Source organism: Bacillus sp. 1A (assembly GCF_052682215.1).
On the sequence record NZ_JBQYLZ010000001.1, the window covers coordinates 5,412,951 to 5,439,039 of the forward strand.

At 36.9% G+C, this 26,089-nt stretch carries 26 protein-coding genes and 1 pseudogene; 13 read left to right on the forward strand and 14 right to left on the reverse strand.

The features are described from left to right. Nucleotides 1-24 precede the first annotated feature (24 nt). Together hemH and asnB are read right to left on the reverse strand one after the other, a co-directional pair. Nucleotides 25-984 (reverse strand): ferrochelatase, encoded by a 960-nt coding sequence (hemH, locus tag ACUN0F_RS27730; protein WP_046957001.1) that lies wholly within the window; start codon nucleotides 982-984, stop codon nucleotides 25-27. Nucleotides 985-1,323: 339 nt separating this feature from the next. After that, nucleotides 1,324-3,171 carry an asparagine synthase (glutamine-hydrolyzing) gene (asnB, locus tag ACUN0F_RS27735; RefSeq protein WP_098849333.1) on the reverse strand — a complete coding sequence of 616 codons (1,848 nt, stop codon included), beginning with the start codon at nucleotides 3,169-3,171 and terminating at the stop codon, nucleotides 1,324-1,326. A 239-nt stretch (nucleotides 3,172-3,410) separates the two neighbouring features. Between asnB and ACUN0F_RS27740 the strand changes: the two genes are divergently transcribed. Further along, nucleotides 3,411-3,965 carry a DUF2777 domain-containing protein gene (locus tag ACUN0F_RS27740; protein ID WP_000616069.1) on the forward strand — a complete coding sequence of 185 codons (555 nt, stop codon included), beginning with the start codon at nucleotides 3,411-3,413 and terminating at the stop codon, nucleotides 3,963-3,965. Nucleotides 3,966-4,025: 60 nt separating this feature from the next. Here the strand turns inward: ACUN0F_RS27740 and ACUN0F_RS27745 are convergent, their stop codons facing one another. Beyond that, nucleotides 4,026-4,391, reverse strand: coding sequence for a YisL family protein (locus ACUN0F_RS27745; RefSeq protein WP_000233492.1), 366 nt, complete (start codon nucleotides 4,389-4,391; stop codon nucleotides 4,026-4,028). Between the two features lie 150 nt (nucleotides 4,392-4,541). Here ACUN0F_RS27745 and rocD point away from each other — a divergent pair, with 150 nt between their 5' ends. Both rocD and ACUN0F_RS27755 read left to right on the forward strand, forming a co-directional pair. Continuing rightward, entirely contained in the window at nucleotides 4,542-5,732 is a 1,191-nt protein-coding gene (gene rocD / locus ACUN0F_RS27750) for an ornithine aminotransferase (RefSeq protein WP_060489299.1), read from the forward strand. A 109-nt stretch (nucleotides 5,733-5,841) separates the two neighbouring features. Continuing rightward, entirely contained in the window at nucleotides 5,842-6,126 is a 285-nt protein-coding gene (locus tag ACUN0F_RS27755) for a hypothetical protein (RefSeq protein WP_046956998.1), read from the forward strand. A gap of 34 nt (nucleotides 6,127-6,160) precedes the next feature. Here the strand turns inward: ACUN0F_RS27755 and ACUN0F_RS27760 are convergent, their stop codons facing one another. After that, entirely contained in the window at nucleotides 6,161-7,060 is a 900-nt protein-coding gene (locus ACUN0F_RS27760; RefSeq protein WP_445540490.1) for a fumarylacetoacetate hydrolase family protein, read from the reverse strand. Nucleotides 7,061-7,306: 246 nt separating this feature from the next. Here ACUN0F_RS27760 and ACUN0F_RS27765 point away from each other — a divergent pair, with 246 nt between their 5' ends. From ACUN0F_RS27765 to gerPF, 7 genes are all read left to right on the forward strand, one after another. Continuing rightward, nucleotides 7,307-7,486 (forward strand): aspartyl-phosphate phosphatase Spo0E family protein, encoded by a 180-nt coding sequence (locus tag ACUN0F_RS27765; protein ID WP_000462847.1) that lies wholly within the window; start codon nucleotides 7,307-7,309, stop codon nucleotides 7,484-7,486. A 93-nt stretch (nucleotides 7,487-7,579) separates the two neighbouring features. Beyond that, on the forward strand, nucleotides 7,580-7,801 hold the full coding sequence (gerPA, locus tag ACUN0F_RS27770; RefSeq protein ID WP_001111187.1) for a spore germination protein GerPA: 222 nt from the start codon (nucleotides 7,580-7,582) through the stop codon (nucleotides 7,799-7,801). A gap of 14 nt (nucleotides 7,802-7,815) precedes the next feature. After that, a complete protein-coding gene (gene gerPB, locus ACUN0F_RS27775) occupies nucleotides 7,816-8,022 on the forward strand; it encodes a spore germination protein GerPB (RefSeq protein WP_001012513.1) in 207 nt (68 codons plus the stop codon). 68 nt (nucleotides 8,023-8,090) lie between these two features. Next, nucleotides 8,091-8,705 carry a spore germination protein GerPC gene (gerPC, locus tag ACUN0F_RS27780; protein ID WP_001070746.1) on the forward strand — a complete coding sequence of 205 codons (615 nt, stop codon included), beginning with the start codon at nucleotides 8,091-8,093 and terminating at the stop codon, nucleotides 8,703-8,705. A 6-nt stretch (nucleotides 8,706-8,711) separates the two neighbouring features. Continuing rightward, a complete protein-coding gene (gene gerPD, locus ACUN0F_RS27785; RefSeq protein ID WP_001052804.1) occupies nucleotides 8,712-8,906 on the forward strand; it encodes a spore germination protein GerPD in 195 nt (64 codons plus the stop codon). A 15-nt stretch (nucleotides 8,907-8,921) separates the two neighbouring features. Next, entirely contained in the window at nucleotides 8,922-9,308 is a 387-nt protein-coding gene (locus ACUN0F_RS27790) for a spore germination protein GerPE (RefSeq protein ID WP_000902337.1), read from the forward strand. Between the two features lie 42 nt (nucleotides 9,309-9,350). Continuing rightward, complete coding sequence (gerPF, locus tag ACUN0F_RS27795; protein WP_001141566.1) at nucleotides 9,351-9,566, forward strand: spore germination protein GerPF; 216 nt, start codon at nucleotides 9,351-9,353, stop codon at nucleotides 9,564-9,566. Between the two features lie 81 nt (nucleotides 9,567-9,647). On the opposite strand, the gene ACUN0F_RS27800 is transcribed toward gerPF, so the two are convergent. From ACUN0F_RS27800 to ACUN0F_RS27825, 6 genes are all read right to left on the reverse strand, one after another. After that, the gene (locus tag ACUN0F_RS27800) at nucleotides 9,648-9,935 is read right to left on the reverse strand and encodes an RNA polymerase alpha subunit C-terminal domain-containing protein (RefSeq protein ID WP_445540491.1); all 288 of its coding nucleotides are present in this window, start codon (nucleotides 9,933-9,935) and stop codon (nucleotides 9,648-9,650) included. Nucleotides 9,936-9,947: 12 nt separating this feature from the next. Further along, the gene (gene addA, locus ACUN0F_RS27805; protein WP_445540492.1) at nucleotides 9,948-13,673 is read right to left on the reverse strand and encodes a helicase-exonuclease AddAB subunit AddA; all 3,726 of its coding nucleotides are present in this window, start codon (nucleotides 13,671-13,673) and stop codon (nucleotides 9,948-9,950) included. Then, nucleotides 13,670-17,185: a helicase-exonuclease AddAB subunit AddB gene (gene addB, locus ACUN0F_RS27810; RefSeq protein ID WP_445540493.1), complete on the reverse strand. Its 3,516-nt coding sequence runs from the start codon at nucleotides 17,183-17,185 to the stop codon at nucleotides 13,670-13,672. Before addB ends, addA begins: the two co-directional genes overlap by 4 nt. A 116-nt stretch (nucleotides 17,186-17,301) precedes the next feature. After that, complete coding sequence (lepB, locus tag ACUN0F_RS27815; RefSeq protein WP_000751907.1) at nucleotides 17,302-17,865, reverse strand: signal peptidase I; 564 nt, start codon at nucleotides 17,863-17,865, stop codon at nucleotides 17,302-17,304. Between the two features lie 196 nt (nucleotides 17,866-18,061). Further along, nucleotides 18,062-18,655, reverse strand: a complete 594-nt coding sequence (locus tag ACUN0F_RS27820; RefSeq protein WP_000347517.1) for a TVP38/TMEM64 family protein — start codon at nucleotides 18,653-18,655, stop codon at nucleotides 18,062-18,064. Between the two features lie 978 nt (nucleotides 18,656-19,633). Further along, nucleotides 19,634-20,215 carry a competence protein ComK gene (locus ACUN0F_RS27825; protein ID WP_445540494.1) on the reverse strand — a complete coding sequence of 194 codons (582 nt, stop codon included), beginning with the start codon at nucleotides 20,213-20,215 and terminating at the stop codon, nucleotides 19,634-19,636. A gap of 284 nt (nucleotides 20,216-20,499) precedes the next feature. On the opposite strand from ACUN0F_RS27825, the gene ACUN0F_RS27830 reads away from it, so the two are divergent. Both ACUN0F_RS27830 and ACUN0F_RS27835 read left to right on the forward strand, forming a co-directional pair. Further along, nucleotides 20,500-20,685 (forward strand): hypothetical protein, encoded by a 186-nt coding sequence (locus ACUN0F_RS27830; RefSeq protein WP_445540495.1) that lies wholly within the window; start codon nucleotides 20,500-20,502, stop codon nucleotides 20,683-20,685. A 316-nt stretch (nucleotides 20,686-21,001) separates the two neighbouring features. Further along, entirely contained in the window at nucleotides 21,002-21,235 is a 234-nt protein-coding gene (locus ACUN0F_RS27835) for a hypothetical protein (RefSeq protein ID WP_000412667.1), read from the forward strand. Between the two features lie 93 nt (nucleotides 21,236-21,328). On the opposite strand, the pseudogene ACUN0F_RS27840 reads toward ACUN0F_RS27835, so the two are convergent. Together ACUN0F_RS27840 and cspA are read right to left on the reverse strand one after the other, a co-directional pair. Further along, nucleotides 21,329-21,496: pseudogene (locus tag ACUN0F_RS27840) on the reverse strand (IS5/IS1182 family transposase); the annotation flags it as partial. Nucleotides 21,497-21,610: 114 nt separating this feature from the next. Further along, nucleotides 21,611-21,814: an RNA chaperone/antiterminator CspA gene (gene cspA / locus ACUN0F_RS27845; RefSeq protein ID WP_000301521.1), complete on the reverse strand. Its 204-nt coding sequence runs from the start codon at nucleotides 21,812-21,814 to the stop codon at nucleotides 21,611-21,613. Nucleotides 21,815-22,187: 373 nt separating this feature from the next. Between cspA and ACUN0F_RS27850 the strand changes: the two genes are divergently transcribed. Beyond that, the gene (locus ACUN0F_RS27850) at nucleotides 22,188-22,979 is read left to right on the forward strand and encodes a phosphotransferase (RefSeq protein WP_445540496.1); all 792 of its coding nucleotides are present in this window, start codon (nucleotides 22,188-22,190) and stop codon (nucleotides 22,977-22,979) included. 120 nt (nucleotides 22,980-23,099) lie between these two features. Here ACUN0F_RS27850 and aceA read toward each other — a convergent pair whose 3' ends face one another. Together aceA and aceB are read right to left on the reverse strand one after the other, a co-directional pair. Then, on the reverse strand, nucleotides 23,100-24,377 hold the full coding sequence (gene aceA / locus ACUN0F_RS27855) for an isocitrate lyase (RefSeq protein ID WP_046956992.1): 1,278 nt from the start codon (nucleotides 24,375-24,377) through the stop codon (nucleotides 23,100-23,102). A gap of 23 nt (nucleotides 24,378-24,400) precedes the next feature. After that, nucleotides 24,401-25,990 (reverse strand): malate synthase A, encoded by a 1,590-nt coding sequence (aceB, locus tag ACUN0F_RS27860; RefSeq protein ID WP_445540497.1) that lies wholly within the window; start codon nucleotides 25,988-25,990, stop codon nucleotides 24,401-24,403. Nucleotides 25,991-26,089: the final 99 nt, after the last annotated feature.

A 26,089-nucleotide genomic window follows, 5' to 3' on the forward strand; every position in this document is an offset into this window, starting at 1 on the left:
TTATTTATTTAAAATTATTATAAACTAATTATTATTCAAAACTAAATTCTTGTCAACTATTTCCTTCATTTTTTTGGAAACAATTTCAGCTAAGCAATCGATAAATACAGATTGTGAATTTGGCATATTTGGTCTAAAATATGCCACGTTTAATTCATCAGTTACAACTTTACATTCGTAATCATTGTCATATAAAACTTCTAAATGCTCTGCTACAAACCCAACCGGACAGTATACGAAAGATTCATAACCATGCTTTTCAAATAAATCTCTCGTTAAATCTTGCACATCCGGACCAATCCATGGGTCAGGCGTATTTCCAGCACTTTGCCAACCCGTTGTATAGTTTCGAATATCGGCAGCCTTCGCAATTAAATCTGCCGTATGCTGCAATTGCTCCACATAAGGGTCCCCTGCTGCAATAATTTTCTCTGGCAAACTATGTGCTGAAAAAATTACGACTGCTTTCTCTTTATCTTCAATCTTTGTAAATGTTTCTTTTAGTTGCTCTGCCCAATACGAAATAAACTTCGGTTCATCGTACCATTGTTCAATCGGTTCAATAACAGGACCACCGATTTCTTTTGAAAGACGAATAGCACGATCATTATACGCTTTAATGCTAAATGTAGAATAGTGCGGTGCTAATACGATACTAATCGCTTGCTCAATTCCATCGCGCTTCATCTCTTCTACTGCATCTTCTATAAATGGAGCAATATGTTTTAAGCCTAAGTAACAAGTAAATTCATACTCTGTAAATATATTATTCATAGAATCTGTTAATTTATGCGTTTGCTCTTTCGTAATTTTTGCAAGTGGTGAAATTCCGCCAATCGCTTTATAGCGTCTGATTAAGTCTTGGAGTGCTTCTTCTGAAGGTTTATGCCCGTGGCGAATATGTGTATAGTACGCTTCTACATCATCTAATGATTCTGGCGTTCCATACGCCATTACGAGTAAACCTATTTTTTTCTTTGTCATCTATATAACACCTCAATTTTATAAAGTGAAACTTTAATCAGTGGGGGTTCTTCATCCCCCACTGATTATTAGTTGAACCAATCGGACTTTTATGGGCAGTTGATCCCCCACCTAAACTCTTTTCTTTCGCTGAATTTTGAGGTGGGGGGTCTTACTGCCCATTAAAGTGGGATAAATGAGAATCTTTTTCAAGAACATTTGTTTCCAATTATAACAACTAATAATAAGTACGTCAAAATAATTATTCTAAATAAGTATTATTTCTAATATGATTTCGAATTTTATATGACAATTTATTTAATAGAAAAGCGACTTACTTTTATGCAAGTCGCTTTTCTTCTATTCTTTAATATTTACCCCATACTCTTTAAACCAAACATGAATTTGCGCTAAATGAGCTAAAAGCTGCGGACCAGTCATTAATTGACCGAACCAAGGGGATTGAAATGCACTGCCACCTGACTCAATTAATCCACTCAGCTGTTCTTTATCAAATAGTTCGTGCAAAATTGAGCCTTTATCTGTTAATAAATCTTGTAGCCATACTGTTACTGCTTTCGTATAGTGCGGATTATGGGTTTTCGGATACGGGCTCTTCTTTCTATACAAGATGTCATTTGGAAGTAATCCTTCTAACGCTTTACGCAATAGACCTTTTTCGCGGTTTTTATACATTTTCATTTCCCAAGGAATATTCCACGCATATTCGACAAGTCGGTGATCCGCAAATGGAACACGTACTTCTAAGCTTGCCCCCATACTCATACGGTCTTTTCTGTCTAATAATGTTGTCATAAACCATACCATGTTCAAGTAAAATAGTTGTCGTCTCTTTGCTTCAATTGGGCTTTCTCCCTCTAAAACAGGAACTTCTTGAATAGATTCTTCATAACGCTGCTGTACATATTGTTGTAAGTTTAATTTATTTCTCCATTCTTTCTTTAGCAGTTGTTCACGCGCTTCTGTAGAGCGCATCCACGGAAATGCACTCGATTGTAAATCATCTTCTCTATAAAACCACGGATAACCACCAAATATTTCGTCTGCACATTCCCCAGATAAACCGACGACAAAATCTTGTTTAATTTCGCGGCAAAACCATAATAATGAGGAATCGATATCTGCCATACCAGGCAAATCACGAACGAGTACCGCTTCTGTTAAATACTGTGCTAATTGTTCATTTGAAATGACGCAGCGATGATGGTTTGTTTGAAACGTCTCAGTCATCAAATGAATAAATGGCGCATCTGAATTCGGCTGAAACGCATTCGCTTTAAAGTATTTGTCATTATCTTCATAATCAACAGAGTATGTGTGTAATTGCCCTTTTCCTGACCTTGCGTATTCTTTCGCAGCAATTGCTGTAATCGCACTCGAATCTACACCGCCTGATAGAAAAGTACATAGTGGTACATCAGAAACGAGCTGCCTTGTAATCGCATCTTGTAATAAAAAGCGTGTTTTCTCTACTGTTTCTTCAAAGGAGTCTTCATGTTTTTTGCTTTCTACATTCCAATATCTCCATATACATAAACCGTTCTTTGAAAATGTCATCGCATGCCCTGGACGTAATTCTTTTATACCAGCATAAATGCCATGACCAGGTGTTCTAGACGGTCCAAGACCGAATATTTCGGATAACCCTTCTAACGTTACTTCTGCCTTCACATCTGGATGCGCTAATATCGCTTTTAACTCTGAACCAAATAGTAATCGCCCACTATCATATTTATAAAATAGCGGTTTTACCCCTAGTCGATCTCGTGCAATAAATACTTGTTCCTTCTGTTCATCCCATACAGCAAACGCATATATACCGTTTAAATGATCGACACATTCTTCTTTCCATTCAATATACGACGCTAATAGCACCTCTGTATCAGAATGACCTTTGAACGTATATCCTCTTCTTAATAATTCCTTTCGAATATCTTCTGTATTATACAATTCACCGTTATAGCAAATTGCATAATTCGTTTCATCTTTTAAACAAGTCATCGGTTGTTTACCACCCTCAGGATCAACAACGATTAACCGTTTATGCCCAAATGCGACATTGCCTTTAATCCAAACTTTATTATCATCCGGGCCACGCTTTGCTAACGTCTCAGCCATCTTCGTAACGACGTCCCGTTCTCCTTCTAATGATCGTTTATAATCCACCCATCCTGTAATCCCGCACATACGAATCATCCTTCCATCTTATTTCTTTTCCTAAACGAGCAGTAATCCACACCTTAAAGGTGCGGATCAAAAAAATGAAAAACTTGACGATAACGTACTATCCACATACGGAATAGCATTTTCACTCAGTAAAACGTGTGTTATTGTATGCCCACCTATGTCTAGGTGTGTCTAGTTATAAAGAATGCCCGAACTGTCTATAACAGAAATAACTACTTTTTATAAAGGAGAAATCATATATGATACAACGTAACCATATTTTATATAACCAGCCACGCGCTCATACAGTCGGTAATGTAGAATATATAAACAATGAATGGGTATTCTTTGATGATGAAAATGATGAAGCTTTTTTATTAGAAGATATTGCCGGTGATGGCTTTGAGATTTTATATAACAACAACTGGCTACCAGCTCGTTTCTATGAACAAGATGTACTACAAATCGCCAACGAACAGCACCATTTGCAAAACGGAGAAATGATACGAATTCGAAAAAAATTACTTCTTAGCTATACGGAATGGCTTGAGGAATTACCTGACTCTGTCTTTACATTATTAACCGAATCATTGCAATCCCTTCATTACTCTTTATATGATTGCATGTATTGTCATAATTATTTATCTTTCCTACCGAAAGAGGAAGCATGCGAAGGAGTAAATATTCTTTTATTTGATAACGAAGAGATGATTTGTACATTGCAGCACCATTTCGTTCGTCACGCTACGTCAAATAAAAACATGTTTCGTTTTACGAAAGTAAACGGAGAAGAGTTGCATATCGATGCAACATAAAGTAAAAAAAACCACCTTATCTCCCAAGTCTTTGAGATTATAAGGTGGTTTTATTTTTTATTAGAATACTTGCCAGCCAATCGGTAATTTCAGTCCAAGGTAAAATACTGCTACTAATGCAACAATAAATAGTCCCCAAACTGCCCCTGTTGCTTTGTTCTTGCTCATTTTTACAAGAACCATTTCCATTCCACCGATAACTAAAATACCAGCTACCATTTTTAAACCATACCACATGTGCATGTTACTTGTTGCAGTCTTCATAATACCCATGTACAACATGAAACCTGTCACAATAATGATAATGTACATAAGACGAAGCCCCATATGTACACCTTTACCTTTTCTTCCTGCTGAATAAAGTGAATACGCAACGAAGAATAAAATTAAACCTAACGCCCATGCTGTAATATGCATATGTACCATCGTATCCCCTACCTCCTCTTTTCACACTTTTTCACTCTATATGATAACATGTTCATTTATTTTCAGGAAATGTTTCGCTTTTTTACATTTAAATGATATAATATTTAGAGTATTTACAAACTTCTTGTAATAACAAAAGGGGGAACAATCATGATTCAAACTAAGGATATTATCGAACTTACAGACACATACGGAGCAAATAACTATCACCCACTTCCGATCGTTATTTCTAAAGCAGAAGGCGTTTGGGTAGAAGATCCTGAAGGAAATCGCTATATGGACTTATTAAGTGCATATTCTGCAGTAAACCAAGGTCATCGTCACCCAAAAATTATTAACGCTTTAATTGACCAAGCTAATCGTGTTACGTTAACTTCTCGTGCTTTCCATAGCGATCAATTAGGTCCTTGGTACGAAAAAGTTGCGAAACTAACTAATAAAGAAATGGTACTTCCAATGAATACAGGTGCAGAAGCTGTTGAAACTGCAATTAAAACAGCTCGCCGCTGGGCTTATGATGTGAAGAAAGTAGAAGCAAACCGTGCTGAAATTATCGTTTGTGAAGATAACTTCCACGGACGTACAATGGGTGCTGTTTCTATGTCTTCAAACGAAGAGTACAAGCGTGGATTTGGCCCAATGCTTCCTGGCATCGTTGTAATTCCTTACGGTGATTTAGAAGCGTTAAAAGCTGCTATTACACCAAACACAGCTGCATTTATTTTAGAGCCTATCCAAGGTGAGGCAGGAATTAACATCCCACCAGCTGGTTTCTTAAAAGAAGCTCTTGAAGTATGTAAAAAAGAAAACGTTTTATTCGTAGCAGATGAAATCCAAACTGGCTTAGGCCGTACTGGTAAAGTATTTGCTTGTGACTGGGACGGTGTAACTCCTGACATGTACATACTTGGTAAAGCACTTGGTGGCGGCGTATTCCCAATCTCTTGTGTAGCAGCAAACCGCGACATTTTAGGCGTATTCGAGCCAGGTTCTCACGGTTCTACATTTGGTGGTAATCCACTTGCATGTGCTGTTTCTATCGCAGCTCTTGAAGTGTTAGAAGAAGAAAAATTAACAGAGCGTTCTCTTCAATTAGGTGAAAAATTAGTTGGGCAATTAAAAGAAATTGATAACCCAATGATTACTGACATTCGTGGTAAAGGCTTATTCATCGGTATCGAATTAAACGAGCCAGCTCGTCCTTACTGTGAACAATTAAAAGCAGCTGGGCTATTATGTAAAGAAACACACGAAAATGTAATTCGTATCGCACCACCTCTAGTAATCTCTGAAGAAGATTTAGAGTGGGCGTTCCAAAAAATTAAAGCTGTATTATCGTAATAATAGAGAAGTTGTCCTACATGTTAGGGCAACCTCTTTCTTTTTATATTGATTTATACTAAAATAAAATTGTAATTTTCTGTATTTTATTTTAGAAAGCAGGTGCGATATGTTATTAAGGTATGGTAAACATATTAACTATTTAGCTACATCTTTTATTTTAGTTACATTCTTTGGCTTCCTCCTTTCCGTAACATTGCTTAGTCACTACTCAACTTCTACTACATTCACACTACTGAAAGCATCATTTTGGACTGCTGTTACCCTTACTATCATTGGTTTTGGACGAGAAAAAAGCGCACTTACGGTTATACTATTTGGTATTTGTACACTTGCATTCGTCGGTCTTTACACTTTTTCGGTTATCGATTACCTCTATCACCCAAGACCATAGAAAAGAGCTATCTTTTCACAAGATAGCTCTTTTTTCATTTCACTACATTTCGTAAAGTACCAATTCCTTCTACTATAATGACCACTTCATCACCCGCATGCAAAAACTTCGGTGGTGTGAAACTTTTTCCGACACCAGCTGGCGTTCCTGTTGCGATAATATCGCCTGGCTCTAACGTCATTCCTTTACTTATCGTTGAAATGATTTCTTCTATTGAAAAAATCATTTTATTTGTATTTGAAGTTTGTCTTACTTCCCCATTTACTATTGTTTCAATGTGTAACGCATTTGGCGTTTCAACCATTGATTTATGAATTAGATACGGTCCCATCGGACAAAATGTATCGAAACTTTTTCCAAGAAAAAATTGTTTATGTTTCCTTTGAATGTCGCGAGCAGTTATATCATTTATAATGGTGTAACCAAAAACATGCTCAAGCGCTTTTTCTTTTTTTATTTGTTTCCCTCGCTTACCAATGATGATAGCTAGTTCTCCTTCATAGTCTAGTTCATTCGTTGCGTGGGGGTGACTATTAATTTTTTCATTCATTCCAATAACCGTCGTTGGCGCTTTCGTAAAGATCATTATATTTTCTGGAATTGACTCTACTCCACCCATTTCTATCGCATGCTCACGATAGTTCTTTCCAACGCAAAGAATATTCTTCCTTGGCCTTGGAATTGGTGCTAATATTTTCACCTCAGTTAACGGATAATACGCTGCCCCTTCATTTTCTTTCGCCCAATTTACAATATCACATATTTTTTCAAAGCATTCGGTTCCTCTTTCAATACACTCTAACATTGTAATCGGAATCGTAACCTTTTCCCCTTTTTGTCTTTGCGCTTCTCTTACATGCAATACCTTTTCTTCCTCTTCATCCACAATACCTACAAATACCTTTTCATCTTTTTTCGCCGTTACCAAACGCAATATTTCCACTCTCCATCCTAAAACTCATGACCTTTAATTGTATTCGCATCCGTAAGAAAAAAACCTTCTCATACACGCTAATTTTTACAATATTCTTCTCATATTCTATTCGTTACTCCTTTATATTTGGCATAAAATGTAGAAATTTTACTTTTTTTAGCGAAGGTATTTCTTTTTTATTGGTTTTTTGTATAATATGTACTACATATATACTAAAAATTTCATTTAGAGATGGAGCCGATTTCAATGTTTGAGCAAGCGATTGAAAAAAAACGTGAAAAAATGATTTATTTTGCTGAACGCTACGGAATGACTTCTCAAAAAACAGTGGATTGTAGCCAAGAACTGGACAGGCTCTTAAATGTAATTTGGCATGTACATACGGATTTTCACCCTAATCAAACACTCAATACACACACGCAATAACGTGTGTGTTTCTTTTATAAAAAAAAACACATTTTATTGAAAACGCCCATACAATAGTAGAAAAGAAAATTTTAAAAACGAAAGGTGTTTTGTATGCCAGCTATGGTCGGACATATTCGTATCGTCAATATTGGATCAAGTGGTATTTTTCATATTGGAGATGTATTTGCGATTAGGCCTATTAGTTATTCACGCGCTTTTGCTGGGGCCGGCTCTTTTAATGTTGGAGATAACGTTTCTGTCTACAATTATCAAAGCGCAACGACTGTCAATGATTCAGATGTAATTGATCAAGCGATAATTGGTTCAACTTAGAGGAGGCGATTGCATTGAATTTTTATGTAAACCAAAGCATCATCATTAATAGCATTAGAATTGATAGCATTACAACCTCTTCTGTATTCCAAATTGGTACTGCAGGAAGTATTAAAGCTCTATCTAAATTCTCAAATAGCGGTGGATTTACAGAGCCCCTTCGCCCATTGCAGGCGAAAGGACAAATTATTTCTATCAAACCATCAACTAGTTCTTCTTAAGACATCCTTGTCATAAATATATAGCAGGAATATTTTTACCCTCCCTACTGAAAAGGAGGTTTCACAAAATGAATCAAGATATATATACTTACTTACACCAACTTCAACAAGCTCTTCAAGCACAACAAGCAACCATCCTTAACCTAGAAGATCAAGTTCGCCAACTCCAAGAAGAGCTTAACGAATTAAAAAATCGCCCCTCCTCTTCTGTAGGAAAAGTGGAATACAAATTCGATCAATTAAAAGTAGAAAATTTAAATGGTACTTTAAATATCGGTTTAAATCCGTTTTCAGCAAAAGGACAGCAAATTGAAGATTTCCAAGTGGATACAGAAACATTAAAAGTAAATCCTGAAACAGATACAAACCCAGATTTTTACCAAGGCATCCTTCAAGAAATGCATCGTTACTTAGATGAAGAAGCATATAATCGAATTCTCCATTTTGAACAAGAAGAGAGAACGCCGCTCGATGAAATGTATCGACAAATGATGGTTGATGACATAAAAAAACAGATGGAGCATAGACTTCCTTATTATTTATCACAAACGCAATCCTATGAAGGGATTTCAACAGATCCAGATTATTTACGAGATATCATTATTCAAGCGATGAAACATGATATCGACAAAGCTTTCCTCTCTTTTATTCAACACATACCGGGCAATTTCCGAAAGGAGTAAGTATGTATGAACCTTAACGTTGTAAATCGCGAATTAAAAGTCGGCCAAATTAAAATGAACGGTGTATCGTCGTCCGCACTCTTTTTAATTGGGGATGCAAATTTCCTCATACTATCTTCTATTCTTGATACACCATTTGAAACTGTTACAGAGGGTCCATTTGTACCATTAGTCACAGATGTCCCTCCTACTCCAGGTTAAGGAGACTGAGAAACTATGTTACATCATGTGTCTGTTGTCCAAAATGTTTCTATTATTTCTTTAGGGATTAGTGCCGTATTTCAAGTTGGAGATGCCAATCAAATGGAATTAAAAAGTAGAGCTCTTGCCGTCCATAGGGAAATTCCTTGTTATATAAAAGACGAAGGCCGCTTAGACGCATTTGAAATCTTTACAGATGAACACATCACAATCCCAAAACGAACGACAGATGTAAAATTAAACATTGTAAATGAATGCCCTTTTATTGAAGTAAACAATGTTGAATTGCGAACACTTTTAAATTCTGGTTGCTTTCAAATTGGAAATGTTGATTATGTTTTTAATAACTCTCGTATTATGCAAATCCGCCAATATATTACAGATGAACCTTCCGCACAATAATTCATATAGTAATTAAAAAGCTAAGTAAAGTAGGTGGATAGTATGCCTTCTGTTGTTGGAAATCTCGTCGTTCAAAACAGTAATGGTTCGTTCAATTTAGGGGATTTTTATAACGTGTCTCCGAAAGAAAATACGAAAGCTTATAATGGATCCGGAGCTTCCAATGTTGGATTTGTCGTGAATACGTTTAACGGTGTTAGTGCAACAAATACGTTTGATTCTGATGTGGCTGATCAAGATCAAATTGGAACAGCGTAAAAAAAAGTAGGAGATATTCTCCTACTTTTTTCTTTTACCTCATTCAATATTATCAAAAACTCCACTGTTTACTGTTTCATTTTATTTAAATGATAACCCCTTCTCCTCCAAAGCATTTCTAAGCTTCGGCATAGACGCAGGTCCCATACCATGTAGTTTTAAAATTTCTTTTTCACTATACTTTGAGAGTTCTTCTATCGTGTGAATTCCATGGTGTTGCAGCGCATTTCGTGCTGGTGATGACAGAAGTGAAAAAAATCCTGTTTTAGGTTTCTTTTCTTTCTCACAATCTGGGCAAGTTGGACAATCGCTACTTTTATAATACTCATGTCCCTGTTCACAAGTTCTTAACGTTTTTTCCATTGCCATTTTCAAGTCCCTCTATTCCTCAACTTTGACAACATGATTGCCATCAAAGAAGTATAAGCATTTCTCTTTCACAGGATGTTGCAAGCTTTTTTCAAGCGCCTTTGCATATAACGAAAGCTGTACTTTATATCGATCTTCTAAAATCGGTTTCGCTTGATCGAATCCGCCTGGGAACTTCCCTTCAATCGTATCCGTTTTGAAGTCAATTAAAGTGATACCATCTTCCTCTTCAATCATGCAGTCGATAACCCCTTGGACAAGAATTGTTTCATCACTCTTACCTTGCCAATCTTGATACGCCTCTTCTGCTGCAAGCATCATCGTAAATGGTACTTCACGCTCAACACTTTTCGCCGCTAATACTCTTTTACCTAGGTCACTGTCAAAGAATGAAATCACTTTTTCAATTGCTATTTCTTCTGCTTGTTCGAATGTTAATAATTCCTTATTTACCATTCCGGCAATTTGCTCTTGAAGAACTTCAATCGTAATTGGTTTCTTCAAATCTACATGTTGCATAACAGCATGGACTGCTGTCCCACGCTCTGCGTACGTCAATCCTTTTTTCTCCATAAAACGAGGACGCGTTTTAATTGGTGCACGCAGTTTTTTAATAAAGGCATTATCGCTACCTTCTTCTGATTGGTAGTTTCTCTTTATTTCTGTAACAGACTGTTTCGCACGGTGAGATGTTGCTTCCTCATATCCGTACTTCCACATTAATCTGTCGTACACTTCTTCTTTCCGTTCACTTTGCAAGGGAACAGCTTTTTTCTCACGAAGTGCTTCTAACAATTCTTGTTTCTCTTCTTGAACCGATTCCGGTGCAAGTAATGTTTTGCCGTCAACAACTTCCACTTTCCAGTTCGTGTCATATTCATAAATTTCACCTGGAATGCTTCCTTGTCCTAATTCAAGAAGCATTTCACTATCACGATGTCTATATAATGAAGGTGCAATCCAATCTAAATAACAAGACGCTCCGGCACGTATATGGTCTGGTAATAACCATTCACTATGCTCTCTTGCATCAAGCCATTTTTCCATTTCTTTATTTGCATCTTTAACTGTTCCAATTAAAATTAACTTCTCTTTCGCACGCGTTAACGCTACGTATAATACGCGCATTTCTTCCGCAATTAATTCCATCTTCATTTTACGCTTAATCGCAAGTTGCGATAATGTCGTATATTTAATACGTTTACGAGGATCGATAAATTGTGAACCGAAACCGAAATCTTTATGCAGTAAGAAACGTTTCATTAAATCTTGTGTATTAAAACGACGACCTAGTCCCGCTACAAATACGACTGGGAACTCAAGTCCTTTACTTTTATGAATCGTCATAATACGAACGACATCTTCTTGTTCACCTAAAGCTCTCGCCGTTCCCATATCATCACCGCGTTCTAAAATACGCTCAATAAAGCGTAAGAAGCGGAATAATCCTCTAAACGATGTTGCTTCATATTGTCTTGCACGGTCATATAGTACTCGTAAGTTTGCTTGCCTTTGCTTTCCGGCTGGTAAACCGCCAACAAAGTCGTAATAACCTGTCTCACCGTACACTTTCCAAATTAAATCAGAAAGTGACTGTTGACGCGCGAATTCACGCCATCCTTGCAGTAAGTTATAGAACCACTCTAATTTATCATGCAGTTCTTGCTCTTCTTCAAGTGGTGCCCCTTTTAAGAATGTGCTCATTACTTCATAAAACGAACCTTTCTTCCCGTGAGCACGAAGCGTCGCAAGTTCCTCATCATTTAACCCAACGATTGGTGAACGAAGTACTGCTGCAAGCGGAATATCTTGCATCGGATTATCAATCACGCGGAAGACGTTCATCATAATATTTACTTCTGTCGCTTCAAAGTAACCAGTCGCAAGATCAGCGTATACTGGAATTCCTTGCAGCTTTAACTCTTCCATAATTTGCGGCGCCCATGGCATGGAGCGAAGTAAAATAACGAAGTCGCGGTATTGTACAGGGCGCATACTATCCGTTTTACGATCATACACTTCATAACCTGAATCAACCATCGCTTTAATACGCTGCGCCATAAGGCGAGCTTCAAGTTGTGCTTTTTCTACTTCCGCACCTTCTTCTCCGTCTATTACCCCTTCTTCCGTTTGCTGAATGCATAGTAGTTCTGCCGCTACATCTTCACCTTCTGGATAGGTAGCACCTAACTTTAATTCAGCGTCAGCATCGTAGTCGATTTCTCCGACTTCTTCGCCCATAATTTGTTTGAAAATAAAGTTCGTACCTGCTAACACTTCATGACGACTACGGAAGTTTTTCGCTAAATCGATTTTCATTCCGCCGCCTAATCCTTCTTGCGTAAAGCGTTTATACTTTCCTAAGAATAGGCCTGGTTCTGCTAGTCGGAAACGATAGATCGACTGCTTCACGTCACCTACCATGAACAAGTTCCCTTCACTCTCAGAATCTTTCGTTACGAATTTAATAATGGATTCCTGCACAAAGTTCGTATCTTGATATTCATCAACTAGTACTTCAGCAAATTTATTACGATATTGAAGTGCTACTGCTGACGGCTTCATTTCACCGTTTTCACTTTGTTCACTTAAAATTTGTAGACAGAAATGCTCTAAATCTGTGAAATCAACCATCCCTTTATCACGCTTCATCGCTTGGAAACGCTCTGTAAATACTTTTACAAGCTGTACGAGTTTTTCTAATACAGGATGCATGTCTTGAAAATCTCGTAAGAAACTTTCAGGTCTGCGGCTAAATAACTCTTCTTGTAATTTCTTCACTTCATCTTTCGCTTTATTACGAAGAGAGTCTACTTGTTTTACAACATCCTCGTTGTAATCACTTTTCTTAATACGCTTTAACGTTTGCCACGATACATTTTGCATCGCTTCATACACACTTGTCCATGACTCACGAGCAGCTGATGACAACGTTCCAAGTAAAACTGCATCAGCTTGCAGTGTTTCAACGCGGGGCGCCGGACCGTCAGGAAGCATTGCGAGTTCAGTCGCTTTACGAATATGTGTCTCTGCTGTTTCAAGCTGGAATTTCACATCTTCTAATAAGTAAGAAGCGTACACTAAATCTTCAATTGTCTTTCCTTCCACGTCGTATGCTTCTACTAATTTATCGAGCCATTTTTCCGGATTTGGATGCGCTCTTGATTCTGTATGAAGCGCTAAAATCATACGCTGTAAGTCATCATCACTACGGTCACTCGTATAACGGTCAACGAGTTCAAAGAAAATACTATTATCTTCGATTCCATACTCTTCTTCTAATATGTCATCTAGCACTTCTTCTTTTAATAATTCGTTTTCTGTTTGATTCGCAATGCGGAAACGAGGATCAACATCAAGCATGTAATAATATCCTCTAATTACTTGTAAACAAAAGGAATGGATCGTTGAAATAGAAGCTTTATTTAATAAGCTAAGCTGCTTTCTTACGTGCTGAGAGCCTGGCTCATCAATTAATACCTTTTCTAACGCTTCCCCAATTCTGTTTTTCATCTCTTGCGCCGCTGCATTCGTAAATGTTACAACGAGCAGGCGGTCGACATCGACTGGATTTTCTTCATTTATAATCTTTTTAATAATACGTTCAACTAATACTGCTGTTTTCCCTGATCCAGCTGCTGCCGCGACTAATATATCACGTCCGTTCGCTACAACCGCTTTCCACTGGTCATCCGTCCACTGACTACCTTCTGGTTTTTTAGGCCAATTTTCAATCATTCTCCGCCAACCTCCTCTCTAATTTTCTCCATCGCTTCGCTATCTTTCATATCTTTTAGCGTACGGAACTGGTTATCTTCAAGTGATTCATCGAACTGACAAACAGATTTGAAGTTACAGAACGTACACGCCGCTTTATTCCCCTTCTTATAAGGAGCAATATCGATAACGCCTTCTGTAATGTCTTTTCCGATATTTTCAAACGTATGGTGTACATATTTTTGAAGTACGTTAAACTCTTGTTCACTTGCAATACTCGAACGCGCACTAAAGCTACCGTCTTTTTTCAAACCAGCAGAAATAATATCAGAGCTTCCTGTTGAAAGTTTGTTATCCATTAAACGAACAACATCAGCATCTCCTAGTACGAGTCCTTTCATTTTAAATTTCTTTAAAATCTCTTTCTCAATTTCCGCTTCAGATGCGTCACCCTTCATCTCAACGATCGGGTTATGAATATGGAAGTACAGTACACCAGCCGGTGATGCCGTGCCGCCTTTTTTCATCCACGTATGTGCATTTGAAGTAACAACATCTAAATACGTTAACATTTGAAGTGCTAATCCGTAATACACTTCCGTTAAATCTAACGCTTTTGAGCTTGATTTATAGTCAATAATACGTAGGAACGTTCCGTTTTCATCTTCCGCCTTATCAACACGGTCAATACGACCAACTACTTCCATCTTTACACCATTTGGTAATGAGAATTCCATCGGCGGAAGCGATCCTGTACCGCCCATACCGAATGGCACTTCTAAATCAACTGGTACGAAACCGCTTGACTTCGCATGTTCACGAAGAATGATTGATGTACGGAAAATGATTTGTTGTAGTTTTTGTTTTAAATAGAAATGACGATTTGAACTTAATAAAATTTGTCTTTGTAATAACGGTGCAATCTCTTCTATTACTACAACAGAAAGATGCTCACACTCTTTTATTGATAAATCCGCCCAAGTACGGTTTTCACGTAATAGCCTGTCCGCAATTCTCTTCAGCGCTGCATGGAATAGTTCCCCGATATCGGGTGCATCCAGTTTGAAAATGTCACGCTCTCTTAAGGATAAACCGTGCTGCGCGAAATGAGCATATGCGCAACGGTTAAATAGTTCCATACGAGATACGCTTCCTTTTATTTTATCTCCATATAAATCTCTACTTACAACTGTACTTAGCTTTTGCGCACGATTTCGGTAGAATAAACTTGATAATACGCGGCTACTTTTTTGTTTCCATTCATCTGAAGTTACGTAGAAGTTATATACATCCCACCAAAAATCTAAATTCCCTTCAAATCCATATCGCTTCCACGTTTGAAGTTGCTGCATAACATATGACAACGTTACTTCTGGCGTTGCTACGTATGAAATTTGTTCCGAACGTGATAAATCATTTACGTCATTTGTAATAAATGTATCTTTCACATCAGGGAACATTCTTTTTATTTTCTTAATAAAGCTAGACGCAAGTAACGTCTTCCCTTCCTCATCTGCAAGCGGGCATGAAATATATAATTTCTCAGTTGCTCTCGTTACCATTTGGTACATAACGAACTGTTCTTCTAATAAGGTTTGTCTCGTCGTTGGTGCTAATTCGATACCTGCAACACTAAGAACATCTCTTTCCTCATCAGAAAGCATCCCTTCATCCATCGGTGCTGCCGGAATAACTCCTTCATTCACGCCAATGACAAATGTTGCTTTCACATTTGATAATCTAGAACGATCAATATTAGCAATTAACACTTGGTCTAATGACGGCGGAATGTTTGCAAATTGAAGCGCCTCAAGACCTGTCGACATAACGTCTGTGAACATAGAAAGTGACATTTTCTCTTCGCCAAGCATCTCAACGAACGTATCAAGAAGACTCATTACTTCTTCCCATACTTGCTCATGATCTGTCGCAAATAAGAAATCTCCGCTCTCTTCTGCACGAATACGTAATGCTTCTAGTTTTTTCGGAACGTCTAGCTCTTCTAAAAATAAATAAACAGCTTCGCACATTTGCATAACTGTTCCCGCTCGCTTCAGCCTTTTTTGCATACGAATAACAGGCGTTCTTACAACGTCGCGCAGTCGATTTATTCTCTCTTCCATTTCACGTTCACTGTCTGTAATCATCTCGTCCGTATCGTCAAGAGAACGATAGCGGCGATACAGCCACGGATCCTCAGAAGTCCATCTCTTCCCTTGTACACCGTACGCTAAACAGTAGTTTTCAAACTCATCCATCTCTTCGCGCATCGTTTCCTTTCTTACGTCTAATGGATATAAAAGCTCTGTTTTCACGCAGCGGAACACTGCATCATAACGCCAATTTCCGCTAATAATCTCGAGTGCAGAACGAATGCATTCTACTAGCGGATGATGTGACATCGGGCGTTTTTCATCGATGAAATGCGGGATATTATAATCTGTAAATAGCGTTCGCATCACATCGTAATAACTTTCTCCGTTACGAAGAAGGACTGCAATATCTCGGTAACGATAGTCTTCATCTGCCACAAGTCTACGAATTTCACGGGCAACACCTTCTACTTCAGCTCGTAAATTCGCTGCTGTACTAATCGTTACACTTGCTTCTCCGTGAAACTTTTCATTTGGACGTGCTTCGTAATGCGTTTCTAAATGCGCTAATGCTTGCGAATGAAAACGCGGTTGTTCCATAAGTGGAATCGTTTTTTCAATTTCTATTTTCTCTTCACGCGCCACTTGCTTTATTTTTTCATACGTTAACGTCGTTTCATAAAATAAATCTAGTTCATTTACTGGCTGTGCTAACGTTTTTTCATCTATCGTTAACGTGATCGTAACTCGCGCACCGCAAATCATAAGCTGTCTTACAATTTCTAGTTCTTGCGGTGAAAATGAATGAAATCCATCTATATAAATTTCAGCCCCATTTACATATTCAGACTGTGGAAGCTTTTCGACTAGCAATTGTAGGTAGTCTTCTGAATCCAAATATTTTCCGATTAAAGCACGTTCAAAATCATCATATAATAGTTGTAAATCATACACTTTATTCGCTAATAGCTTTTGTTCTGCACTGCTACTATGTGCGTCTAATTGTTGCCACATTTCATATACGTTAGATGGCGTCACATTGTAACGTTTAAACTCCGCAATCATACTACCAAGATGTTCAAAGAAACCGTTTTGCTCCGCTGCTTTTTGGAACACCGATAATCCATCTTTACGAGACTCTACAATTTTACGAAGTAACATATGTACGCCCGCTTCATCAATGTGAAGGCGACTCGCTCCACCAACTTCTTGCAGTACCTTCCACGCTAATCGTGAAAAACTAAAAACTTGTGCCCGAATAGAACCTCTTACATCCTCACTACCAATTAACGCCTGCTGCGTTTGGAATGTCATCTGTTCTGGCACAAGATATAATATTGTTTTCCCTCTTGGGCGTTGCTTTAACTCTTCCTGCACTTCGTGTAAACAAAGTGTACTTTTTCCACTTCCCGCTCTACCAATCACAAATCGAAGTGACATGTAACCCCACCTTTCACTTACATAACGAACGTTAGTTTGCTACTATAATTGTATTATAGTACACGAAAAAAGACAAACAGAGTAGTTTGTCTTTTTCTATACTTCTACCTATTATATCAACCTTTTGAAAAATTCGTTTGCACCTCTTGAATTGGCCAATATCGTAAATCAACTTTACCGACAACTGTATCAGCTTTTACAAATCCAAAGTGTCTACTATCCCAGCTCCCGAGGCGATTATCACCTACTACAAAAATATATCCAGGCGGCACCGAATTTTCTTTCGTTAACTCTTCTAGTTTAAAATCACCCGTTAGTTGTCGTCCATTTATCTCTTTCTTATATGTCTCTAAATAAGGTTCATCCATGAATTGTCCGTTTATATACAGTTTATCATGCTTATATTCGATTTGATCCCCAGGTAAACCGATAATTCGTTTTACGTAGTCCTCTTTTTTATTCGCATGAAACACAACAACATCAAACCTGTTTAAGTCCCCTACTTGATAACTCACCTTATTTACAACGAGCATATTGCCATCTTGCAATGTCGGCATCATTGACTTCCCCTCTACAACGTACGTTGAAAAGAAAAACGTTCGAAAAAATACAGCTAATAATACACCAATTAAAATTGTTCGTATCCACTCTATGCCTTCTTTTTTCAAAGTTTTCTTCATCAGCTTCTCCCCTTATCCTTTAATAATGAAGCCTGCATTTATAAAGTGAAACTGAATCGGCAGGAGTTTTGTTCATCCCACTCCTTATCAGCCGCACCAATCCAGCATTTACGAGCAACAAGGCTCTCACCTATCCAACCGAATTTTGAGGTGGGAGTTTTACTACCCTCAAATAGCTGAATAAAGAAGACTATTCTTAATGTAGTTCTAACTTTACTTCGATTTTCTTACCGACATACCATAAAATAAAAATACCAATTGCTACAATGACTGATTTCACCGGATTATGAATAAATGACATTAAATCATGACCGATATACGTTAAAATAAAAATCATCACAAGCTTTCCGAACGCGAGCGCAAGTCCAAACTGCTTTACACTAATGCGAGATAAACCAGCAACAACATTTATAAGCGCAGACGGTGTAAACGGAAAACAAAATATGACGAAAATTGGCGCAAACCCTTTCCTTTCAATCCACCCCATTGCCTTTCGTACTCTCTCATGCTTATTTACAAAAGAAAAGAAACGACTTCGGCCAAAATGGCGGATAATGAAAAAGACAAGTAAGGCGCCCATTACTGATCCAAGCCAAGAATAAAGAAAACCGAGCCAAAACCCAAATGCAACAGCATTCGCCAGTACAAATACGATGAGTGGCAATGCCGGAATCAACGCTTCTATCATCGGTAAACCAATACCAAGAAGTGGTCCGAACGCTTTATAGCTTTCAACAATATGATCCATATTTTCTGGTGAAAAATACTCTTTGATTGTCTGAAAATCCATTCTACACTTTACCCCTTTACTCTAAGTACTACCTCTACTGTATCATTGCTTATATGAAAGAGGAAATGGTAGATACGACATATGGAGATGTAATTATTAAGTTTCCATATCTTTCATTAGAATTCCTTCATTATTACGCTATGATAATCTTTCAATATTCGACAATATTTAGAAAGGAATACTATATAGTGGCACTCAATATTTTTCAAAAACAACTTTGTTGTGGATAATGAGGTTTTTATATCAACAATACACCTACCTTTTTATTAATTAAAATAATATGAAAAACAAACCTTACACTTTAATTTTGTATTCTCTCAAATTATTAAAGAACTAGTAGTTTTATAATTTAGTAAGCAAAAATAATAAAAAGGACTACTTCAAAATTATAATTTTGAAGTAGTCCTTTTTGAATTTCAATTTAATTTTAATAAATAACGTTTAATTATTCTTCTTATCCTTAAGAAAAAGAATTACAGAAATAATTACTAGAACAATAACTATGGCATCTAAAACATATGATACCGTTGTACTTAAACTCATTAATTTCATATTTATAAGCCCTGCATACAAACCTACAAATATCATTAATAAATCGTATATCTTTTTTAATTTTAAATAACGAATTACAAAAAACACTGAAAAACTAAAGAAGAAAATCGTACTGATGATAGTCATATTTCACTCCTATATCATTATTCAAAACAAGCAGAATAAATACTTCCTAAAGCAAAGAAATCTAGCAACGCTTGTTTAGCTTCTGGTCCCGCTGCACTTGCTGCTTTTTTCATATTTAATACCCACTTTCTATTTTTTAATTCTATAATTCGAAATCGATATAATCTCTTTTAATATTATATTATAAAAAAATATATATTCTCCCGAAAAATATATGTGTCTTTCCGAAATGTATTTTTCGGAAAGACGCATATATTAAAAGACTCAATACTATTTTTTAAACTACTTCTAAAATCCTTTTTACACATCCTCTTCTCTAACAACATACACTCTCTCATAAGCTGGTCTTAATGTCAATTCATCCCTTTGATCAATCTCTTTAAAACAAGGGTTTCCTTGTTTTTTTCTACGATCTTCATATTCAGTACGCAATTTCGCTGTACGATTTTGTTGATTTTCAAAACTACTTTTTGATATTTCTAATTTCACAGCAAAGCCATTTATAAATCTAACAATAACATTTCCATCTTTTAACTCTTTATTACTTTCAATATAAAACTGAGACAACCAAGAGCATTCTTTTCTAGAGTAAGAATAAGTAGGGAAAAAATAAAGTTGATCTGCCGGACTAATCGCAATCGGTGCTTTATGTGTAATATGAGTTAACTCTTTCGTTCCTTCTTTTCTGCCTAAGAAACTAGAGCCATGCTTGCGGCAACTTCTTTCTATAATATCTAGGGGCTTTTGAAATACGAAAAAAGAATCTTCCATCTCAACAACTCGTGTAACGATTTTCTTTTCACTTAGAATAACAGGAAGTAAGGCCATTGTATTTTTATTTACCACATAGTTTTCGACATAGCGTTCTACTTTACTTTCCATATTCTACTGTCTCCTTTTTTCCATTTATATTAGCAGCTGCATATATAATTCTAGCATCTATGAAAAGGAAATGGTTTACAGATTCCGCTTTTTTACAATAATTTATCATTTATCAAACATCTTTTAAATTATAAATTAACAATATAGTGATTTTATAATAAAAATCCTATATAAAATGTATTTATACTACCTATAAATATTTACAACTGCTTCCTCATTTCGCATCATTACGACAATTAACTTTGCTATAATTAAAAGGAAAATCCAATATATGGAGGTCCACTATGGAAGAAAAAAAAATGCAACCAACGATTCAAATGCAAAATAGTAGCATTGTAATCGTGAAAAACTCAGCTAGCATTATATTCGGGCTATTTTTCATTCTACTATTCTTCGCAAAGCCTTTCCGAAAATCAAAATGCCCTGAATGTAAGAAACGCGCGAAGAGAAAAGCTGAAAAAGAAGAGTAAAAGGCCTTCCATTTTGGAAAGCCTTTTACTCTTCTTCCTATTTTCTTCCGAGTGTCCTCATATCCTTTTTTGAAAATATTACTACATACAAAAATACGATGAAAAATTATCCACTACGTTAAAAAGTACTTGTACGTGTTACCCATTTTTATTTTTTATTAAGAACTTCAACTTTATACATCACTAGCAACTTTTTAATTCGTTAAATCTACAATATAAGTTTTGTATAGAATTCCATTTCAAAACACAAAATATGTAAGTGATTATTTATGATTACATTAGTTTTTTATCTAATTCCAAAAAGGAGCTGTATAATATGGAGAAAAAAAGTCTATTAAGACAACAGATTAATAGCGTCCCATCAGATGCTCTGAATACCCCTAGTAAAGAGCAAGAACAAATGTTAGAAACGTCATCTCAAGACGAACAAAATTCTAACAACAATACTAACAAAAAAGATGTTACTCAAAGCCTATATGGCGTAGATTTACCCATTTCGGATGTAAACAGAACAACAAATAAACTTAATACTTTCTCATTTATAAAGTGAAACTTTAATCAGTCCTCAACAATTGGGCGTTAACAGACAGTTGGTCTCCCGCCGAATTTTGAGAGGAGAAACCAACTGCCCGTTAATGTGCATGATAAAAGGACGACCATTATTTTCACAGTTATAAGGACGTAATTTTTCTTCAATGAAATGAAAACGAATTGTTACTTCAATCGTACGTAGAAAATGATCCTGCAGAACTAATTCTTCTATAGAAACTGATACGCGTTCACCCCGATGATTTTTGAATACCTCCATCATAAGAAATCTCTCCTTTTCCATCAATTTTGACATAAAAAAAGAGATGGAAAGACTTTCTCCACAACAAAAAAAAGGATGGCAGCAGCCATCCTTTTTCCATAATGAACTATAAAATTATAGTTTGATTACGTTTTTAGCTTGAGGTCCACGGTTACCATCTTCGATTTCGAAGCTAACTTTTTGACCTTCTTCTAGAGATTTGAAACCTTCAGTTTCGATTGCAGAGAAATGTACGAATACATCGTTTTCGCCTGGAACTTCGATGAAACCGAATCCTTTTTCGTTGTTAAACCATTTTACTTGTCCTGTTACTGCCATAATTATTTCCTCCTAAAGAAAACACAATTTATTTTAGTCTTCCTGTATAAAAAAAGAATCCACACATTATCAAACACGAAACATAAACTAGTTCTCACATACTTTTTCTCGTTCGTTTTTCGGCACTTGATAATATATGGATTGCTTAATTTAACTATTCAACTGACTTCATCATAGCATACTTAAAATGAAATGTACAATCTTTTTTGAAAATAACTGACAAATTAAATTGATTGTACATTCGTAAATAATTGATTTTAGTATGTGCGGATTTCACTATGAAGTGAACACAAACATCATTTGAACGCGATTACATCCCTTGTTCTGAAGTGTTACAATATAATCGTACAGTCGTTATATTGGAGGGGATTATATGTCAAACTACACCAACGAAGAAAAGCTTACAGGGGGAAATGTATCAAATGTGTATCGTTCTGAAAATACTGTTCGGCGAGAATTAAAGCCAGGTAGTGCAAAAATTCATACATTATTACAGCACTTAGAAAACAAAGGGTTTCATTATGCTCCAAAGTTTTTAGGTGTAGATGAAAAAGATAGAGAGATTTTATCCTTTATTGAAGGAGACGCTGGGAATTATCCTTTAAAAGAATATATGCGATCTAATGATGTTTTAAAGGAAATAGCAAAGATGCTCCGCCTTTATCATGATGCGGTAAGTGACTTTCCCTTATCAGATGAATGGCAACCGATGGATCTTACTCCAAATAACATTGAGGTTTTATGCCACAATGATTTTGCTATATATAACATTATTTTTCATGACGAGAAACCAGTAGGTATTATTGATTTCGATGTTGCTGCTCCTGGTCCGAGAATTTGGGATATCGCTTATACGCTTTATACTTGTGTACCTTTAAGTAGAGTGTATTATACAGAATCGGGTGAGGCAGTTCATTATGAATCGGCACAACATGCTAGCCGTATGAAAGAAAGAGTGAAATTGTTTGTCCAGTCCTACGGTAAAAGTATGGACGAAGATTACTTAGGAATAGTGTTACTACGATTAGAAGCATTATGTACATATATGAAAAGAAAAGCACAAGAAGGCGACTTAAATTTCCAAAGAATGATTGATGAAGGACATTTAGAGCATTATGAGAAAGATATACAGTTTATTCGTGATCATAGAGCTGAGTGGATTTGATAATATCGTCTTTTTTGTCGGTAAGTCGATATATTTGAAAAACCGTTGATGTATTTTCATTTACTCTCGCATCGTTCAGAAAATAAAAATGGGCACCATTCAAAAAGGTGCCCATTCCTCTTATTTCGTAAACTGTGCTTCCTCTGTAGATCCTTTTAACGCTGTCGTTGATGAAGTACCGCCTGTAATAACTTGTGCTACTTCATCAAAGTAACCTGTTCCTACTTCGCGTTGGTGACGTGTTGCGGAGTAGCCGTGTTTTTCTGCTGCGAATTCTGCTTGTTGTAGTTCAGAGTACGCTGCCATGCCGCGCTCTTTATAGCCACGTGCTAATTCAAACATGCCGTAGTTTAATGAGTGGAAGCCAGCTAGTGTTACGAACTGGAACTTATAACCGTAAGATGCGATTTCTTTTTGGAAGCTTGCAATTGTTTTTTCATCTAATTTTTGTTTCCAGTTAAATGAAGGTGAACAGTTATATGCAAGCAATTTCCCTGGATGCTCTTTATGAATTGCATCCGCAAATCGTTTTGCATCTTCTAAATTTGGTTCAGATGTTTCACACCAAACGAGGTCTGCATAAGGAGCGTATGCTAAACCACGTGCAATCGCTTGATCAAGCCCTGCTTTCGTACGGTAAAATCCTTCTGGAGTTCTTTCACCTGTAATAAATGCTTTATCAACCGGATCGATATCGCTCGTAATTAAATCTGCTGCATCCGCATCTGTTCTTGCAACAATAATTGTCGGCACTCCCATTACGTCTGCTGCAAGGCGTGCCGAGATTAAATTACGCACCGCTGTTTGCGTTGGTAATAATACTTTTCCGCCTAAATGGCCACATTTTTTCTCTGAAGATAATTGATCTTCAAAGTGCACACCTGATGCACCCGCTTCAATCATACCTTTCATCAGTTCAAATACGTTTAATTGTCCGCCAAATCCTGCTTCTGCATCTGCTACAATCGGTACGAAATAATCTGTATCATCGCTTCCTTCCATATGCTGAATTTGATCCGCACGTTGAAGTGTTTGATTAATTCGTTTCACTACAGCTGGTACGCTGTTCGCTGGATATAAACTTTGGTCTGGATACATATGTCCAGAAAGGTTCGCATCCGCAGCGACTTGCCATCCACTTAAATAAATTGCTTTTAGCCCAGCTTTCACTTGTTGCATCGCTTGGTTTCCTGTTAATGCGCCAAGTGCGTTAATATAATCTTCCGTATGAAGCGATGACCAAAGCTTTTCAGCACCGCGGCGCGCTAATGTATGTTCAATATCAATTGACCCGCGCAAGCGAATTACATCTTCTGCCGAATATGGACGTATAATCCCTTTCCAGCGCGTATCTAGTTCCCAGCTCTCTTGTAATTTCTCGATTCTTTCGTTTTTCATTTGTTCCATCCCCTTTTCATTTTTTATAAAATTTCATAACCTGGTAATGTTAAAAATGGTACGAATTCATCATTTCGAACGAGATTTGTAAACAACGTTGTCGCCTCTTGGAATCGCCCTTTCTTAAAAGCTTCCTTACCAATCTCTCTTTCTATTTTTGCTAGTTCTTCTTCTTTTAGCTCTTCCATCAATTCAAGCGTAATATTACGGCCGTCATTTAGCTTTCCACCTTCATGGCGGATCCATTGCCATACTTGTGCCCTAGAAATTTCCGCTGTTGCCGCATCTTCCATTAAGTTATAAATTGGTGCCGCTCCCCGTCCGCTTAACCAAGATGCGATATATTGAATGCCTACGTTAATATTTAGGCGAAGCCCCTCTTCTGTAATCGTTCCCACTGGTACTTCTAATAAATCCTTTTCTGTAACATGTATTTCTTCACGTTTTCTAAAAATTTGATTCGGTGTTTTCATAATGTGATTAAATACTTCCATCGCGACTGGTACAAGTCCCGGGTGGGCAACCCAAGTCCCGTCATGACCGTCTAAAGCTTCGCGCTCTTTATCTGCACGCACTTTTTCAAAAGCTGCTTCATTCGCTTCTGGATTGTTTTTAATTGGAATTTGTGCTGCCATTCCTCCAATAGCTGGTGCATTACGGCGGTGACACGTTTGAATGACTTTCAAAGAATACGCGCGCATAAACGGCGCCGTCATCGTGACTTGCGCTCTATCTGGAAGTAAAAATTCATTATGATTACGGAAACTCTTTAGAAAGCTGAAAATATAATCCCATCTTCCGCAATTTAATCCAGCAGAATGATCTTTAAGCTCATACAAAATTTCATCCATTTCAAACGAAGCGTGAATCGTTTCCAGTAAAACCGTTGCTTTAATCGTTCCGTTTGGAATACCGATATATTTTTGAGCAAATACGAAAACATCATTCCATAACCTTGCTTCTAAATGGCTTTCCATTTTCGGTAAGTAAAAGTATGGACCGCTTCCTTTTGCTAAAAGAGCTTTCGCATTATGGAAAAAATAAAGTCCGAAATCTACTAAGCTACCAGACATATTCTTCCCGTCAACTTGCATATGTTTTTCTTCTAAATGCCATCCTCTTGGACGCACAATTAATACTGCTGTTTTACTATTTAAACGATATTCTTTTCCGTTTTCATTTTTATGTGAAATCGTTCCCTGCACAGCATCTCGTAAGTTTATTTGTCCTTCAATTGCATTCTGCCAAGTTGGTGAATTCGAATCTTCAAAATCTGCCATAAAAAGATGTGCTCCTGAATTTAAAGCATTAATAACCATCTTTCTATCTACTGGTCCAGTAATCTCTACGCGGCGATCCTCTAAATCTTTTGGCAATTTGGCAATTGTCCAATCCGCTTCACGTATGTGCTTTGTTTCTTCTAAAAACTTCGGAAACTCTCCTGCATCAATTCTCTTTTGTTTCTCCGCACGCTTTTGTAAAAGTTCTATGCGGCGCTCATTGAAATTCTCATGTAATCCCTTTAAAAAACTAAGCGCCTCAGGTGTCAATATTTCGTTGTACGCTGGTAACATTTCTCCGGGCAATGTAACCCGTGAAGTTTGCGTCGACATATTAGCATCCCCTTCTTAAACTGTTTTATAACAGATTTGATTTTATGTTTTATATTATATAACAAATCTTCAGAAAAGGAAGTTTTTTTTGAAAATTCA

Excerpts from the sequence above, each read along its gene's own strand:
- hemH (WP_046957001.1), bottom strand. The coding sequence starts at position 984 with ATGACAAAGAAAAAAATAGGTTTACTCGTAATGGCGTATGGAACGCCA.
- asnB (WP_098849333.1), bottom strand. The coding sequence starts at position 3,171 with ATGTGCGGGATTACAGGATGGGTGGATTATAAACGATCATTAGAAGGA.
- ACUN0F_RS27740 (WP_000616069.1), top strand. The coding sequence starts at position 3,411 with ATGATACAACGTAACCATATTTTATATAACCAGCCACGCGCTCATACA.
- ACUN0F_RS27745 (WP_000233492.1), bottom strand. The coding sequence starts at position 4,391 with ATGGTACATATGCATATTACAGCATGGGCGTTAGGTTTAATTTTATTC.
- rocD (WP_060489299.1), top strand. The coding sequence starts at position 4,542 with ATGATTCAAACTAAGGATATTATCGAACTTACAGACACATACGGAGCA.
- ACUN0F_RS27755 (WP_046956998.1), top strand. The coding sequence starts at position 5,842 with ATGTTATTAAGGTATGGTAAACATATTAACTATTTAGCTACATCTTTT.
- ACUN0F_RS27765 (WP_000462847.1), top strand. The coding sequence starts at position 7,307 with ATGTTTGAGCAAGCGATTGAAAAAAAACGTGAAAAAATGATTTATTTT.
- gerPA (WP_001111187.1), top strand. The coding sequence starts at position 7,580 with ATGCCAGCTATGGTCGGACATATTCGTATCGTCAATATTGGATCAAGT.
- gerPC (WP_001070746.1), top strand. The coding sequence starts at position 8,091 with ATGAATCAAGATATATATACTTACTTACACCAACTTCAACAAGCTCTT.
- gerPD (WP_001052804.1), top strand. The coding sequence starts at position 8,712 with ATGAACCTTAACGTTGTAAATCGCGAATTAAAAGTCGGCCAAATTAAA.
- ACUN0F_RS27790 (WP_000902337.1), top strand. The coding sequence starts at position 8,922 with ATGTTACATCATGTGTCTGTTGTCCAAAATGTTTCTATTATTTCTTTA.
- gerPF (WP_001141566.1), top strand. The coding sequence starts at position 9,351 with ATGCCTTCTGTTGTTGGAAATCTCGTCGTTCAAAACAGTAATGGTTCG.
- ACUN0F_RS27800 (WP_445540491.1), bottom strand. The coding sequence starts at position 9,935 with ATGGCAATGGAAAAAACGTTAAGAACTTGTGAACAGGGACATGAGTAT.
- addA (WP_445540492.1), bottom strand. The coding sequence starts at position 13,673 with ATGATTGAAAATTGGCCTAAAAAACCAGAAGGTAGTCAGTGGACGGAT.
- addB (WP_445540493.1), bottom strand. The coding sequence starts at position 17,185 with ATGTCACTTCGATTTGTGATTGGTAGAGCGGGAAGTGGAAAAAGTACA.
- lepB (WP_000751907.1), bottom strand. The coding sequence starts at position 17,865 with ATGAAGAAAACTTTGAAAAAAGAAGGCATAGAGTGGATACGAACAATT.
- ACUN0F_RS27820 (WP_000347517.1), bottom strand. The coding sequence starts at position 18,655 with ATGGATTTTCAGACAATCAAAGAGTATTTTTCACCAGAAAATATGGAT.
- ACUN0F_RS27825 (WP_445540494.1), bottom strand. The coding sequence starts at position 20,215 with ATGGAAAGTAAAGTAGAACGCTATGTCGAAAACTATGTGGTAAATAAA.
- ACUN0F_RS27830 (WP_445540495.1), top strand. The coding sequence starts at position 20,500 with ATGGAAGAAAAAAAAATGCAACCAACGATTCAAATGCAAAATAGTAGC.
- ACUN0F_RS27835 (WP_000412667.1), top strand. The coding sequence starts at position 21,002 with ATGGAGAAAAAAAGTCTATTAAGACAACAGATTAATAGCGTCCCATCA.
- cspA (WP_000301521.1), bottom strand. The coding sequence starts at position 21,814 with ATGGCAGTAACAGGACAAGTAAAATGGTTTAACAACGAAAAAGGATTC.
- ACUN0F_RS27850 (WP_445540496.1), top strand. The coding sequence starts at position 22,188 with ATGTCAAACTACACCAACGAAGAAAAGCTTACAGGGGGAAATGTATCA.
- aceA (WP_046956992.1), bottom strand. The coding sequence starts at position 24,377 with ATGAAAAACGAAAGAATCGAGAAATTACAAGAGAGCTGGGAACTAGAT.
- aceB (WP_445540497.1), bottom strand. The coding sequence starts at position 25,990 with ATGTCGACGCAAACTTCACGGGTTACATTGCCCGGAGAAATGTTACCA.